Source organism: Hymenobacter pini, assembly GCF_020421205.1.
GTDB classification, from domain to species: Bacteria; Bacteroidota; Bacteroidia; order Cytophagales; family Hymenobacteraceae; genus Hymenobacter; species Hymenobacter pini.
Window position 1 is genome coordinate 168,302 of record NZ_JAIZZH010000003.1, and the last position, 13,232, is coordinate 181,533.

General features: G+C 58.8%; 15 protein-coding genes and 2 tRNA genes. 3 read left to right on the forward strand and 14 right to left on the reverse strand.

The features are described from left to right. Positions 1–187: 187 nt before the first annotated feature. The 3 genes from LF252_RS11975 to LF252_RS11985 form a co-directional block, all read right to left on the reverse strand. Positions 188–694, reverse strand: a complete 507-nt coding sequence (locus LF252_RS11975; protein ID WP_226269831.1) for a DUF6702 family protein — start codon at positions 692–694, stop codon at positions 188–190. Positions 695–821: 127 nt separating this feature from the next. Next, on the reverse strand, positions 822–2,153 hold the full coding sequence (rseP, locus tag LF252_RS11980; RefSeq protein WP_394370409.1) for an RIP metalloprotease RseP: 1,332 nt from the start codon (positions 2,151–2,153) through the stop codon (positions 822–824). 108 nt (positions 2,154–2,261) lie between these two features. Then, on the reverse strand, positions 2,262–3,437 hold the full coding sequence (locus LF252_RS11985; protein ID WP_226269833.1) for a 1-deoxy-D-xylulose-5-phosphate reductoisomerase: 1,176 nt from the start codon (positions 3,435–3,437) through the stop codon (positions 2,262–2,264). 153 nt (positions 3,438–3,590) lie between these two features. Here LF252_RS11985 and LF252_RS11990 point away from each other — a divergent pair, with 153 nt between their 5' ends. Next, positions 3,591–4,067 carry a hypothetical protein gene (locus LF252_RS11990; protein ID WP_226269834.1) on the forward strand — a complete coding sequence of 159 codons (477 nt, stop codon included), beginning with the start codon at positions 3,591–3,593 and terminating at the stop codon, positions 4,065–4,067. A 130-nt stretch (positions 4,068–4,197) separates the two neighbouring features. Here the strand turns inward: LF252_RS11990 and LF252_RS11995 are convergent. The 8 genes from LF252_RS11995 to LF252_RS12030 all read right to left on the reverse strand — a co-directional run bounded on the left by LF252_RS11995 (position 4,198) and on the right by LF252_RS12030 (position 9,845). Then, a tRNA-Glu gene (locus LF252_RS11995) sits at positions 4,198–4,270 on the reverse strand. Between the two features lie 9 nt (positions 4,271–4,279). Next, a tRNA-OTHER gene (locus tag LF252_RS12000) sits at positions 4,280–4,350 on the reverse strand. Between the two features lie 30 nt (positions 4,351–4,380). After that, a complete protein-coding gene (locus tag LF252_RS12005; protein WP_226269835.1) occupies positions 4,381–5,571 on the reverse strand; it encodes a hypothetical protein in 1,191 nt (396 codons plus the stop codon). Positions 5,572–5,790: 219 nt separating this feature from the next. Further along, positions 5,791–6,237 carry a 3-oxoacyl-ACP synthase gene (locus tag LF252_RS12010; protein WP_226269836.1) on the reverse strand — a complete coding sequence of 149 codons (447 nt, stop codon included), beginning with the start codon at positions 6,235–6,237 and terminating at the stop codon, positions 5,791–5,793. Further along, positions 6,237–6,668, reverse strand: coding sequence for a hypothetical protein (locus LF252_RS12015; RefSeq protein WP_226269837.1), 432 nt, complete (start codon positions 6,666–6,668; stop codon positions 6,237–6,239). The genes LF252_RS12010 and LF252_RS12015 overlap by 1 nt, the downstream gene beginning before the upstream one ends. A 15-nt stretch (positions 6,669–6,683) precedes the next feature. After that, positions 6,684–7,529, reverse strand: coding sequence for an endonuclease/exonuclease/phosphatase family protein (locus LF252_RS12020; protein ID WP_226269838.1), 846 nt, complete (start codon positions 7,527–7,529; stop codon positions 6,684–6,686). A gap of 25 nt (positions 7,530–7,554) precedes the next feature. Continuing rightward, positions 7,555–8,031, reverse strand: coding sequence for a hypothetical protein (locus LF252_RS12025; RefSeq protein WP_226269839.1), 477 nt, complete (start codon positions 8,029–8,031; stop codon positions 7,555–7,557). Between the two features lie 314 nt (positions 8,032–8,345). Then, positions 8,346–9,845, reverse strand: a complete 1,500-nt coding sequence (locus tag LF252_RS12030) for a GH3 auxin-responsive promoter family protein (RefSeq protein ID WP_226269840.1) — start codon at positions 9,843–9,845, stop codon at positions 8,346–8,348. 172 nt (positions 9,846–10,017) lie between these two features. Here LF252_RS12030 and LF252_RS12035 point away from each other — a divergent pair, with 172 nt between their 5' ends. After that, positions 10,018–10,446, forward strand: coding sequence for an OsmC family peroxiredoxin (locus LF252_RS12035; protein ID WP_226269841.1), 429 nt, complete (start codon positions 10,018–10,020; stop codon positions 10,444–10,446). Between the two features lie 84 nt (positions 10,447–10,530). On the opposite strand, the gene LF252_RS12040 is transcribed toward LF252_RS12035, so the two are convergent. Further along, on the reverse strand, positions 10,531–11,322 hold the full coding sequence (locus tag LF252_RS12040) for an SDR family NAD(P)-dependent oxidoreductase (protein ID WP_226269842.1): 792 nt from the start codon (positions 11,320–11,322) through the stop codon (positions 10,531–10,533). Between the two features lie 136 nt (positions 11,323–11,458). On the opposite strand from LF252_RS12040, the gene LF252_RS12045 reads away from it, so the two are divergent. Next, positions 11,459–11,941 (forward strand): ankyrin repeat domain-containing protein, encoded by a 483-nt coding sequence (locus tag LF252_RS12045; protein WP_226269843.1) that lies wholly within the window; start codon positions 11,459–11,461, stop codon positions 11,939–11,941. Between the two features lie 163 nt (positions 11,942–12,104). Here LF252_RS12045 and LF252_RS12050 read toward each other — a convergent pair whose 3' ends face one another. Together LF252_RS12050 and LF252_RS12055 are read right to left on the reverse strand one after the other, a co-directional pair. Next, positions 12,105–12,401 carry a hypothetical protein gene (locus LF252_RS12050; protein WP_226269844.1) on the reverse strand — a complete coding sequence of 99 codons (297 nt, stop codon included), beginning with the start codon at positions 12,399–12,401 and terminating at the stop codon, positions 12,105–12,107. A gap of 60 nt (positions 12,402–12,461) precedes the next feature. Further along, the gene (locus LF252_RS12055) at positions 12,462–13,199 is read right to left on the reverse strand and encodes a metal-dependent hydrolase (RefSeq protein ID WP_226269845.1); all 738 of its coding nucleotides are present in this window, start codon (positions 13,197–13,199) and stop codon (positions 12,462–12,464) included. Positions 13,200–13,232 lie beyond the last annotated feature (33 nt).

Consider the following 13,232-nt stretch of genomic DNA (forward strand, 5'->3'; position numbering starts at 1 on the left):
CGCCACGCAGTTCTTTTTCTTGCGCCTACCATTCTGGCAAAAAGCGGCTGCTAGCTTCGGCCCTATTGCGGCATGGATGATCTGGTTGAATATATAGTCGCTTCAGCCACTCTTACGCAAAAGCCCTTGATGCTCATATGGCATCAAGGGCTTTTCTATTAGGCGGATTAGCTGACTACTAACTGTATTACCACTTCAATTGCTGCTGCACGTCACCTTCGCGGAAGAGCAGGCTTTGCTTCTGGCCTTTCACGTCGAGGTTGACGATGTTCATCTGGTCGGGGAAGAGGGCGAGCAGCAGCTGGTGGCGCAACGTGACGCTGGTGGCGGAGGCGGGCAGCGGGGCCGTGAAGTAGAGCCAGTAGGCATCGGGCTCTTTTTGCAGGCCCACCAGCGTGAGGGGCAGCGGGGCCTCGCCCGGACGGGCGCTGAACTGCACCGAGCGGCGCAGTAAATCCTCTAATAGCGGGTTGAGCTGGGCGCGAGTGAGCTGGTCGGTACGCACGGGCTTGGGCTTACCGTTGGACAGGTCCTGCTCCAGGTCGTCGATGAAGAGCTTGAGGGCCATTTCTAAGCGCTGCTTCTCGGGATTGAAGCGCACCTCCATGATGCTGGCGTGGTAGGCGTGCGCCCAGGCGGCCAGGCTCAAGGTGAGCAGCACGGCCAGGGCCAACAGAAAACGGGGGAATTTCATGGCGAACAGACTAGAATGCGAAGGACGGGTTGCGCCGCAGCTAGCAGCCCCACCCACAACCCGCTACAACTAAAAGCCGTGCCACCTTTTGCGGGCAGCACGGCTTTCGGGCAATTATGCGTGGCGCTTAGAGGGCCAGTTTTTTCAGAATCGGGTTAATGATGAGCACGAAGGCCATTAGCGCCAGAATCAGCATCATGCCCACCTTCTGAGCGTTTTCCAGGAATTTATCAGAGGGCTTGCGGCCGGCAATCATCTCGTAGAGCAGGAAGATAACGTGGCCGCCATCCAGGGCCGGAATGGGCAACAGGTTCATAAAGGCCAGCACCATCGACAGCATGCCCGTGAGGCTCCAGAAGCGGAACCAGTCCCACTTGCCCCCGTATTGCTGGGCAATTTCGATAGGCCCGCCAATGGATTTGCGGAATGACGCCTCACCGCGGAAAATCTTACCAAAAGCTTTCAGCTGGGTGGTAATCACCCCGAAAGCCTGCTTGGTGCCCACCTGAACTGACTCACCCAGGCCATAGAAACGCGTTTTCACGTTCAGCAGCGACTTGGGTCGGAAGCCGATTTTACCGTCGTCGTCCACGGCTACTTGCAGCGTTACGGGCTGGCCGGCGCGCTTCACCTGCACGGGCACAGTTTTGCCGGCGTTGTCCTTCAGGGCCTGTTGCAACTCGGGGAAGAACTGCGTGTTTTTGCCCGCCACAGCCAGAATCTGGTCGTTGGCCTGCAGGCCGGCACGCTCGGCGGGGCTGCTGGGCGTTACCTCATCCACTACGAAGGGGTCGAGGGGCTGCACGAAACGCTGCTCACCTTCGTCGGCGAGGCGGTCCATGAAGTTATTGGGCACGTTGATGTCTACCAGCTGGCCGTTGCGGTCTACGGTGTAATAGGCGTTGTTGCCCAGAATCACGTCGGGGCTATATACGTCGCTGAAATCCTCGAACGGCCGGCCGTTAATCTTCACGATTTTATCGCCTTGGCGGAAGCCAATCTGCTTACCCAGCTCGTTGGGCACCACGCCAAAACGGGCCTCCGAGGCCGGCAGGTAGCTTTGGCCATAGTGGAACGTCATGGCCGAGAAGATGACGATGCCGGTAATCACGTTCATGATGATACCGCCCAGCATCACAATCAGGCGCTGCCAGGCCGGCTTGGCCCGGAACTCGTTGGGCTGGGGCTCGGCAGCCAGGCTGTCGGCGTCCTGGGTTTCATCAATCATGCCGTGGATAGCCACGTAACCGCCCAGTGGGAACCAGCCCAGGCCGTACTCCGTCTCACCGATTTTCTTTTTGAACAGGGCGAAGTTCATCACCCCGGGCAGCGGAAACAGAAAGTCGAAGAAGATGTAAAACTTATCGACCCGGATTTTAAAGTATTTGGCGGCGGCAAAGTGGCCAAACTCGTGCAAACCAACCAGTATGGAAAGGCCCAGCAGCATTTGCCCGGCCATGATAAGTCCTGTCAAGAGAAGTAGGTAATGAGGTGATGAAGGGTACTAACTCCACCGCAACAAACAACGCACCGAAGCTTAGAGTTGCGGCCGGAGCCCGCCAAGGTGTCAGGCGCGCAGGCCGCACAGTTCCCGGGCCACGCGGCGGGTTTCCTGGTCGGTCAGCACGTAGTCGTGGAGCGAGGGGCTGGCAAGGTACGAAACCCGGGCGAGGCTGGACTCCACTACATCGGACATTTCGAGGAACCCGATTTCGTCGCGCAGGAAGGCGGCCACAGCAATTTCGTTGGCCGCGTTAAGAATGCACGGCGCGTTGCCGCCCCGCTGCAAGGCCTCAAAGGCCAGCGCCAGGTTGCGGAAAGCGGCGGTATCGGGCTGCTCGAAGGTGAGCTGGGGGTAGTCGAGGAAGCTGAAACGCGGAAAGTCGTTGGCCAGCCGCTGGGGGTAGCCCAGGGCGTACTGAATGGGTAGCTTCATGTCGGGCAGGCCCAGTTGGGCCTTCAGGGAGCCATCCTCAAACTGCACCAGGGAGTGAATAATACTTTGCGGGTGCACCACCACGTCAATCTGCTCGTCGCGCAGGTTGAACAGCCACTTGGCCTCAATCACCTCCAGGCCCTTGTTCATCAAGGAAGCCGAATCAATGGTGATTTTAGCGCCCATGTCCCAGTTGGGGTGCTTGAGGGCCTGGGCCTTGGTTACCTGGGCCAGTTGCTCGCGGGTGCGGCCCCGGAACGGCCCGCCCGAGGCCGTGAGAATGATTTTCTCGATGGGGTTCTGCTCCTCCCCTACCAGGCACTGGAAAATGGCCGAGTGCTCCGAATCGACGGGCAGCAGCTGCACACCGTGCTCCTGCACCAGCCCGGTGATGAGCTGGCCAGCTACTACCAGGGTTTCCTTGTTGGCCAGGGCAATGTCTTTGCCGGCCCGGATGGCGGCTACCGTGGGCAGCAGCCCGGCGTAGCCCACCATGGCCGTGAGTACCACATCGGCATCGGGCCGGCCGGCTACCTCGGTGAGGGCATCGGAGCCGGCCAGCACTTCGGTTTCGGGCTGCCGGGCTAGGGCCTCGCGCACCTGCTGGTACTTAGCTTCGTCGCCGATAACGACGGCGGCGGGCTGGAACTCCCGGGCCTGGGCAATGAGCAGCTCGGCGTTGGACTGGGCCGACAGGGCCGTAACCTGGAAACGGCCGGGCTGGGCGCGCACCACCTCCAGGGCCTGGGTACCGATGGAACCAGTGGAGCCCAGCAGGCTCACGCGTTTGGGGAATTCAGAGGGCATCAACGAAACGGGAGTCAGGAGCGGGACGGATTGTTGCGCGGCAAAAGTACGGGGAAGTTCGGCTCCCCGTCGAGGTGGCGCGTTTTTACGGTTCGGCTAGCCAACGGGCCGGAATCAACGTACTTTTGGGTTTCTGCACCTCGTATCTGCCCTGTGACCGAACCCGCCGCTCCTTCCGCCTTCGACAAAGCCCGCACCGGCCTCTGGGCCAGCCTGCAAAAGCACCTGCACACAGTGTACGCCGCCGAGCAGGACTTCCGCAGCGCCACGCGCTTCACTGACACCTTCCCCTTCCCGCCCCAGCTACCCACGCCCGAGCAGCAGCTGGAATACCAGCGCCGCCGCAACGAACTGCGCGACCTGCTCTCCGATGAAGCCACCCAGCTGGATAGCTTGGTAAAAGCCGTACGCCAAAAGAACTATCAGGAAGACGACAAGAAACTGCTGTTCCTGATGATTCTGGGCTACATGGATTTGGCCGAAACCGTATTCAACCTTCTCAACACCCACCGCCCCACCAAACTGGAGCCCGACGAGGAATGGCAGGACGCCACTGCCCGGTTCGAACGGGTACGCAACTTCGTGCGCCTCAACATCCGGGGTATTTCGGGGCTGCTGCCGCGGGTGTAAACTGAACTGTCATTCCGAGCAGCGCGAAGAATCTGGTTGGACCATTGCATGATTCACCCAGATTCCTCGCCTTGCTCAGAATAACAGTTGCGCCGAATTCGCTGCATTTCGGCCAATTTCGAATATGAAGTTCTGATAGCAGGGCTCGAACCTGCGTCCACCCGGACCGAGAGCCGGGCGCTCTACCACTGAGCTATACCAGAAACAACTATTGATGAGAGCAGGATTCGAACCTACGTCCACCCGGGTAGAGCCGGGCGTTCTGCCACTGAACTATCTCATCAAGTACTACTGCTTATGATTTCGCAGGCGGTTACTTGGGCTTGCCGGAAAAATACCGATGGCGCTTTAATATGGTGGCAAGATAGGGGTTTGCCACGCTTACGCCATGCACCAGCTCTGGAGTGGGCCGAAATGCTACTACCCCGTGCGGGCGGGGAGCCAACCACCCTGACGTGTACGGATCGAGCCCGGCACGCTGGCAGGCCGTGGTAATATCAGCTGCCGTACAAGTTGCCTCGTTTATCAGCACCTCCCAAGGCAGCGGCAGGGCGTTCCACACTTGGGTATTCGGGTCTAGACCCTGGCCGGCACTATGGTGCCAGGCCACTACATCAGCCGCCATCAGGCGCAGGGCTTTGCCGAAGCACATGTCCTCCAGCACAAATTCCATTCCCAAGGCGTACAGCAGGTTAATCCAGTTGTCGCGCGCCTTATTCCAGGCTCCAGCGGCAGCATTCCAGGTAGACGAATCGTCTCCGCGCTTCACTACCATCGTGTGGCGGGCAAATGAATTTGCCTCCCATACTTGCTTAAGGTACGTTGCCAGGCTGCGCAGAATGGTAGTCCACTGCCCCAGCAATTCTCCTTGCCGGGCAGCAGAAAGCTGAGCCAGCACGCCAGGAGCAGGATACACCTGGGCCAGGGCCCACCAGTTGGTAGTAGCTTTCGGAATCGGCGGTACCGGTGTCAGCCACTGGGCTAAGCCCTTGCGTGCAGGCTCATAACACCGCTGCAACAGCATTTCGGCCACTTCGTCAAACGGGCGTTGCTGTCCCGAAATGGTGAATTCGCTTCGCAGGTTGCAGCGCGCTGTGTAGTAGGCAATGAACGCCGCAGTGGCCTCATCCCGTGCAAACTCCTCGTAGGAAATCTGGTGCGCCAACCCATGTTTGGCTAACTGCTCCATCTCCGCCTTATATGCTTCCGCCTGCATTTTTTGCAGCTTGTGTTCGATGTGGCGAAGACTGCGAAACAGCTTATTATACTGTCTTTTCGATATGTCCAGGCCAGCCGCTTTCCGGCCAGTACGATCCAGCCGGTGGTTGAGATAATCATTCTGTCCCGGTTCCTTGCTGATCAAGGGACTGAGCTGACGCAACACCGCTTCCACTTCCGAGCTGGCAACGTAGCGGAGGGCTCCGTTTATTTCCGTCTTGAATAACTCGGCCGCTTTGCGCACCTGCTTTTCGGCCCCTACCGGTGCCCGGAAAACCTGGCTCATGGCCGTGTGTTGCCAGAAGCTCCGGCGCAGCGAATGGTTGGCAGCCCGTTGAAGTATAGCTAACTGGCCACGGTTTAGTCGGTGCTCCAGAAGCGGCAGAAGCATCTCGGCAACATCTTCCGGCCGCCGGCGCTGACTTAAAGTTGTGTATAGTTCCTGTAAACTCATCGGATTGGATAAGCCAGAAGTGATTGGGCTGGCGAAATAATTACCCAAATGTTACTGAATTTCCTCAATCCGCACCAACTTGCCGTTGAACACGGCCGACTCCCCGGCCCGCTTGCCGGCCAAAGCAGCGGCTACGGGTGCGGCAGCCGATACGGCGAAATAGTCCTGCCCTTCCACAGTAAGCTTGCCGGCACTGATGCCGAGGTAGAACGTGCCCATACTGGTGTGCACCAGTGCGCCAGGCCGCACGGTGTCGCAGGGCAGGGCGGGGTTGATGCGCTGCAGCTCGCCCTGGAGCTGCTGGGCCTGCTGGAGCTGGATGGCGTTTCGGTCCCGCTCGTTCTGGGCCATGGCGCGGCCGGTTTCGTACTTGTCGCCGGCGCTGCTCTTGGTTTCGGAGTTGGCTGACTCCTGCGCGGCCCGAATGGCAGCCTGGCAGGCATCGATGCGCTCCTGCACGTAGGCCAGGCAGAGGACGTGGAGTTGGGGTTTGAGCATTAGCTGGTTTGGGCTTCCCAATAAATTTCGGCGTTATCCTTCACTTCCCAGTTCGCCAGCATTCGGCCCAACTGGTTAAGGGAGGCTACCTCGGCAGGAATGGAGAAGTGAATACGAAAATCGGCAGGCGGCTCTTCTTGGCGGTCAATATTCACGGTTAAAGCAGTATGCCCGAGACTGTCGTAGCAATATGCTTTTAGGATGAGCTTTTCTTCATGTAAACTTCCTAGCCCTGATTCGAACAATCTATAATCATTGGTTTTAGAGGGAAAAGACTGTAGAGCCAATCCAAACTCTCTCCAAGTATCTACAGCACCTCCAAAGCGGACTTGCGTTTCAGACTGGCCTTTGGTTACAACCACCTCAAAATCACACCAATCGTAATCATACTCATCGAGGCTGGCCCTAATCAGAATACTTCCTTGTAGCATATAGCTGCATTTTCATTACTGTTGCACTACGTTCACCACTACCGGAAAATGGTCGGAAGGGTAAAGGCCGCGCATGGAATCGGTGAGGACGGCGTAATCCAGTACGGTGAACTGCCGGCTCACGAAGATGTAGTCAATACGGTCGGCCAAGGGAGCGTCGAGCTTGAAGCCGTTGAACGTGCCCACCGGGCCATAGGGCGGCTGCCGAGTGATGTGGAAGGCATCCTGGAGTAGCGTTTGCATCGTCCGGATTTGCTCGGTTTCGGGGGTGGAGTTGAAGTCGCCGACGCAGATAACCGGGGTGGTTTTAGCAATTTCCTTGACCTTCTGCACCATCAACAGGCCCGACTGGCGGCGGGCCTCCACGCCCTCGTGGTCGAAGTGGACGCTGAAGAAGAACAGCTCTTTTTTAGTGGCCAAGTCCCGGAACTTGGCCCAGCTGCAGATGCGGTTGCAGCACTTGGCATCCCAGCCTTTGGAAGGTTGATTGGGCGTCTGGCTCAGCCAGAAGTCGCCGGATTGCAGCAGTTGTAGGCGATTTTTCCGGTAGAAGATGGCCGAGTGCTCCCCGGCTTCCTTACCGTCGTCACGACCGTGGCCCACGAAGCTATAATCCGTCAATTCAGCTACATCATTGAGCTGGCCCCGGAAGCCCTCCTGGGTACCAAACACATCGAAGTTGTGGTAGCGTGCCAGGTTTTTAACCATTTCCTTGCGGTTGGGCCAGGCATTTATGCCGTCACTAGCCACGTTGAGACGCAGGTTATAGGTGGCTACTCGCAAGGGCTGAGTAGCTTTTTGAGCGGCGACAGGCTGGCACCAGAGCAGGGCACTCAGCAGGACGAGAAAGAGTAGGCGCATAGGAAAGGATGGAGACGGGGCCAAATTACGTTTTCTGCGTTTCCGCCGCGTTTTCTTGTTGGTGGCGTTGCATGGCCGCCTGCACGGCCGTTACCCAGTCTGTATTTTCCGGCTGCACTACCAGCACCTGGAAGCCGTGCCGTTCGCCTTCCAGCCGCACGCCTTCGGAATCATCAATCAGCAGGTCGATACCGAAAGTAGGCGGGTGCTTGGTACAACGCGCCCGAACGTGCTGGTTGTGCCGCTGCTGGTTTACCACCCCGTCCAGCCGGATGCCGTGCAGCCAGAACAGCCGGCGGATATACCATGCACTACGGTACGAGGTAGTGTATACCCACACTTCCCAACCCTGCGCCCGGCAAAAACTGGCCGCTTCCGCAATACCTCGGCGCAACCCCTCGCCCCCAAACACCCGCGCCAGCAGCGGCCAGCGGGGTGGCGCTAGCGGAAACAGATAGTTGTTGCGGATGAGCGTGTTGTCGAGGTCGAAAGCGAGGCGCATTCTTCTAGTGCTAGCAGAAGGCAATTGTTCCTAATAAAGACCCTATAATTGGGCCAAGAGCTAAATGTAAGCAGCACGACTAAGCGTTGTGGTATATGCTGTTTTTACCCACCACAACAGACTATTGACAAGCCACCATACTGCAGATATGCATAAGCCTAGCGCGCTAAAGCCATACCACCGCCCCAGGAAAGTTGACCACCAGCTACGCTGTAGCAATTGGGCATGCTGTTCTGGAGTACCTAGAAAGAATACAGCGGCTAACAAGCACGTTAGAATGCCTATTGCTACTAACATAACAACGTTTATCCTATTCATAGCCAACTACCTAACAGCCCCTCAGCCAGCGTCCGGTCGTTGCTGAGGCGGGGCACTTTGTTTTGGCCGCCGAGCTTGCCCTGGCTTTTCATGTAGCGCTGGAAAGTCCCGGCCGGCAGCGGTGTGAGCTGCAACGGGGCCAGGATGTTGCCAGCCAGCAGGTCGTCGTAGTACACGTTGCGCTGGCGCAAGCCTGCGTCGAGGGCGGCGGAGAAGGCGGCGACATTGTGGGGTGGACGGGCGAATTCTATCAGCCATTGGTGACGGGAAGGCACAGCGGGGTCGTCGCTGACCTGGGGGGCCACGGTGAATTCCACCACTTCCACCTCGGGGTGCTGGCGCATGGCTTCGCGTAGGGTTTGCTCTACTTCCTCCCCTATCACATGCTCCCCAAAAGCCGACAAAAAGTGTTTGATACGGCCCGTTACAACTACTCGGAAGGGGTAACGGCTCACAAACCGCACCGTGTCGCCGAGGGAGTAGCCCCAGAGGCCGGCATTGCTGCTGAGCACCAGGGCGTACTGGCGGTCCAACTCCACCTCGGCCAGGGTGCAGCGTGGCGGGTTCTTCTCAAAAAACCGCTCGGCTGGCACAAACTCATAGTAAATGCCCGCATTCAGCAGCAGCAGCAAGCCAGAGTTGCCGGGCTCATCCTGGAAAGCCAGAAAACCCTCGGAGGCCGGAAACAGCTCCACGCTATCCACAGGGCGGCCAATAGTTTCGAGCAGCTTTTTGCGGTAAGGCTCGAAGTTGACGCCCCCGTACACGAACAAGTCGAAGCCGGGGAACACCTCCCCTACCGGCCGGCCGGTGCGCTCCACAATCCGGTCGAAATACATCTGCACCCAGGGCGGGATACCCGAAATCAGCGTCATCGGCTGGTTCAGGGTTTCATCCACAATCCGGTCGAGCTTGGTTTCCCAATCCTCGATAACATTGGTAGCGTAGCTGGGCAGTTGGTTGCGGCGCAAATAGGCCGGCACGTGGTGATTGACGATGCCCGAAAGCCGGCCAGTGTGGATACCGCCCACCGTTTCCAGCTCCGGACTACCCGATAGAAACATCAGCTTGCCATCCAGAAACCGACTATTACCAGTGCGGTGAACGTAGTGAAGCAAGGCATCCCGGGCCCCGTTGATGTGGTTAGGAATACTATCCTTAGTTAGTGGGATGTACTTAGCCCCAGAGGTAGTGCCGCTGGTTTTGGCCAAGTACAACGGCTTGCCGGGCCAGAGCACGTTGGCTTCCCCCTGCTTCACTCGCTCAAACCAGGGCTTCAGGGCCTCGTAGTCGCGCACGGGCACCTGCCAGGCAAAATCCTGGGCTGTGCGCACGCCTCCTAGGTGGTGTGCTTGCCCAAAGGATGTACCAGCACCTTTCGTCAGCAACTCCCGCAATACTCGCTGCTGCGTGCCGATAGGGTCGTGCTGCCAGCGGGCGTACTTCCGGGCAATGTAAGCAGCCAAGGGGCGGCTCAGGGTTGATTTCAGGCCCATGGGCGGTGAAATGAGGAAAAAAACAGGAACAGAGCGGCACCAGCCGGCCCAAGCCAGCAGCTTTTCAAAGGTACACTTCCGTACTTCTTCCGCCAGAGGCCGTGCAGTTCATCCTTTCCCGCCTCCTAATCGTATTATCGTTCTACTAACTCAACCCTACTTCTTTCATCCCATGATTAACCAACGTGGCACGGCCGTTTGGAACGGCGACATCAAAGGCAGCGGCGAAATTTCTACCCAGAGCGGCACCGTAAAAGCCCCGTACTCGGTAGGCGCCCGGTTCGAGGGCCAGAAAGGCACGAACCCCGAGGAGCTGATTGGCGCAGCCCACGCCGGCTGCTACACCATGTTCCTGAACAGCATTCTGAGCAAAGATGGCAAGCAGGTAAAGCAGCTCCACACCGAATCGAAAGTGACGCTGGACACCTCGGGCGACGTACCGAAAGTGGTAAAAATCAGCCTCAGTACCGAAGGTGAAGTGGAGGGCATTTCCCAGGAAGAATTCCAGCAGTACGCCGAAAAGGCAAAGGAAAACTGCCCTATTTCGGTGCTATTGAAGGCCGTGCCGGAAATGGAGCTAGCATCGGCCAAGCTGAAATAACCCGCCGCGTATACACCGAAACAGCCCTTAGAATGACGATTAAGTTGTCATTCTAAGGGCTGTTTTATTTACGTGGTGCGTTGATTACCCGATGCTGCGGATAACGCCCCCATCCACTCGCACGGAGGCCCCGTTGGTAGCCACGGCCAGCGGGCTGGCGAGGTAGGCTACCATGTTGGCAATTTCGTCGGGGGTGATGAAGCGCTTGAGTAAGGACGAGGGCCGAGCGTCGCGGAAGAACTCGTGCTCGGCTTCCTCCCGGGTTTTGCCGTCGCCGGCCAGTTTCTGCAGAAACTCCTCTACGCCCTCGGAGGCCGTGGGGCCGGGCAGCACCGAATTGACAGTTACCTCGGTGCCGGCCGTGAGTTCGGCCAGGCCCCGAGCCACGGCCAGCTGGGACGTTTTGGTGGTGCCGTAGTGAATCATTTCCTGCGGAATCTGCAAGCCCGATTCGCTGGAGATGAACAGGATGCGGCCCCATTTCTTTTCCAGCATCTGCGGGAAATACTGGCGCGAGAGGCGCACCCCGCTCAGCACATTCACCTCGAAGAAGTGCAGCCAATCCTCGTCGGTAATATCGGCGAAGGGCTTGGGCTCGAAGATGCCTATGTTGTTTACCAGAATATCCACCGTGGGCACCTCATTCAGCAGATATTGTACCTGCTCGGCCCGGCCAAAATCGACGGGCACGCCGCGCAGTTTGGCATTGGGCGTCTCCTGCAGAATAGCGGCGCGGGCTTCGTTGATGCGCGCTTCGGTGCGGCCGGTGAGGATAACCTCAGCGCCTTCGGCGGCTAGGCGGCGGGCAATAGCCAAGCCAATACCGGCCGTAGAGCCCGTAACGAGGGCGGTTTTATTGGTGAGCTGTAAATCCATGGGAAATAACCTGAATGGAATGAATGAAGTTGTATAACTCCACGGCCGCTATTTTGTCTGCCAGACTATCCATTTCAGGTCGACTGCGTACTGCCCAGGCAGAGCGCTTACCCTGTATTCCCCAGCCAATCAACTCATGGATTTCACTTCATCCCGCCCCGAGGACCTCTTCTTCAACGCTGCCCGCCAGGGCGACGTGGCCACCCTGCAACGCCTGCTGCAGGAAGGCGTGGACGTAAACGCCCAGGATGGGCGCGGCTTCACGGCCCTCGTTCTGGCAGCCTACGACAATCACATTGACGCCACCCGCCTGCTGCTGGAAGCCGGGGCCAACCCCAACCTGCACGATGCCAGCGGCAACACGGCCCTGATGGGCGTGGCCTTCAAGGGCTACCCCGAAATTGCCCAACTCCTCATTGATAACGGCGCCGACCTGAACGCCCGCAACGGCAACGACGGCACTGCTCTCATGTTCGCCACCCTGTTCGGCCGCCACAACATTGTGCCCCTGCTGCTCCAAGCCGGTGCCGATACGTCCCTGCGCGACGTGCGCGGCCTCACCGCCCGCGACCTGGCCATCCAGCAAGGCAACGAAACGGCCTTGCAACTTCTGCCCTAGGAATAATTGGCTTTACTGAATGCAGCCCGTCATTCCGAGCATGTGGCGCATCAAGCCAGGGTCCGAGGAATCTCGCGTGCTGACGTCAGGGTTACTCCTGCAACATCAGCACGCGAGATTCCTCGTCTTCACTCGGAATGACGTGCTTCTATATCTGTTCTTGTTACCGCTTTTCCAAGGGCAGCCAGCGTTGTTCTACCACGGCGGCGGTGTTAGTGGAGAGGAAGTCGTTATAGACTTGCTCGGCCGGGCCCTGGCTGAGTAACGGTGCGCCTTCTGTGGGCAATACCAACAGCAATTCATTAGCGGCAAGCTCAAGCGCTGCCCGAAGCTGGGGTTCTAGCGCACTAGCTTCGGCGAGGTAGGCCTCCTGCAGTTTTACCACGGTTACACGCTGGCCTTGGTGCTCAATGTGGGCGTACACGCCGGCCGGGCCGGTGGAGAAAGTGTCGGCAGTCATATGCGAAAATCAGGTGGGTGTGGCTTCGTTATACGCAAGCCGCCCACTCTGCGCCGTGCCCTAGCGTAGCTCGCCTATCGTTAGGGTTTCGCCGGGCTGCAGCGTATGCACGGTTATGGTTTGGTTCGGCCCCAACTGCTGCCGCAGCTGCTCGGGTGTGCCTACCAACGAGGGGAACGTGCCGTAATGAAACGGTACCACGTGGCGCACGCCCAGCAGTCGGGCGGCATGGGCAGCTTCGAGCGGGCCCATCGTGTACCGGTCGCCGATGGGCAACAGGGCCACGCTGGGCTGGTACAGCTCCGCCAGCAGGCGCATATCCCCGAACAAGGCCGTGTCGCCGGCGGCGTACAGTACCGTACCATCCGAGAACCGCAGGATAAAGCCGACGCCCTCGTGCTGGTGAGTGGTAGTGCCGTCGGGGCGGTCCACGTGGGCGGCATGGTGCGCTATTGTCATCGTCAGGCGCAGGTCCAGCACATCAATGCTGCCGCCCACGTTCATAGCCTCGCACTGAGCGGCCGGCACGCCCTGCTCCTGCAGGTAAAACCGCACGGGGGCAGGTGCGGCTATTGTAGCCCCGGTGCGGGCCAGCAGGGCCGGCAGCTCGGCGTCCATGTGGTCGTCGTGGCCGTGGGTGAGCAGGATGAGGTCGGCGCGCTCGGGCTGGCGCAGGTTCTCGGGCACGTAGGGGTTGTTGCTTAGCCAGGGGTCCAGCAGAATAGTGCGGCCCTCGGGCGTGGTGATGCGGAAACTGGCGTGGCCGAGTAGCTGCAGTTGGGTGGTGGCAGGTGTCATAGGGAAAAGAAATAGGGCTATTGATACGGCAGC

Coding starts and splice junctions, on each gene's coding strand:
- LF252_RS12040 (WP_226269842.1), bottom strand. CDS start 11,322: ATGGATTTACAGCTCACCAATAAAACCGCCCTCGTTACGGGCTCTACG.
- LF252_RS12005 (WP_226269835.1), bottom strand. CDS start 5,571: ATGAGCCAGGTTTTCCGGGCACCGGTAGGGGCCGAAAAGCAGGTGCGC.
- LF252_RS11975 (WP_226269831.1), bottom strand. CDS start 694: ATGAAATTCCCCCGTTTTCTGTTGGCCCTGGCCGTGCTGCTCACCTTG.
- LF252_RS12025 (WP_226269839.1), bottom strand. CDS start 8,031: ATGCGCCTCGCTTTCGACCTCGACAACACGCTCATCCGCAACAACTAT.
- LF252_RS12055 (WP_226269845.1), bottom strand. CDS start 13,199: ATGACACCTGCCACCACCCAACTGCAGCTACTCGGCCACGCCAGTTTC.
- LF252_RS12015 (WP_226269837.1), bottom strand. CDS start 6,668: ATGCTACAAGGAAGTATTCTGATTAGGGCCAGCCTCGATGAGTATGAT.
- rseP (WP_394370409.1), bottom strand. CDS start 2,153: ATGGCCGGGCAAATGCTGCTGGGCCTTTCCATACTGGTTGGTTTGCAC.
- LF252_RS11985 (WP_226269833.1), bottom strand. CDS start 3,437: ATGCCCTCTGAATTCCCCAAACGCGTGAGCCTGCTGGGCTCCACTGGT.
- LF252_RS12030 (WP_226269840.1), bottom strand. CDS start 9,845: ATGGGCCTGAAATCAACCCTGAGCCGCCCCTTGGCTGCTTACATTGCC.
- LF252_RS12035 (WP_226269841.1), top strand. CDS start 10,018: ATGATTAACCAACGTGGCACGGCCGTTTGGAACGGCGACATCAAAGGC.
- LF252_RS12045 (WP_226269843.1), top strand. CDS start 11,459: ATGGATTTCACTTCATCCCGCCCCGAGGACCTCTTCTTCAACGCTGCC.
- LF252_RS12020 (WP_226269838.1), bottom strand. CDS start 7,529: ATGCGCCTACTCTTTCTCGTCCTGCTGAGTGCCCTGCTCTGGTGCCAG.
- LF252_RS12010 (WP_226269836.1), bottom strand. CDS start 6,237: ATGCTCAAACCCCAACTCCACGTCCTCTGCCTGGCCTACGTGCAGGAG.
- LF252_RS12050 (WP_226269844.1), bottom strand. CDS start 12,401: ATGACTGCCGACACTTTCTCCACCGGCCCGGCCGGCGTGTACGCCCAC.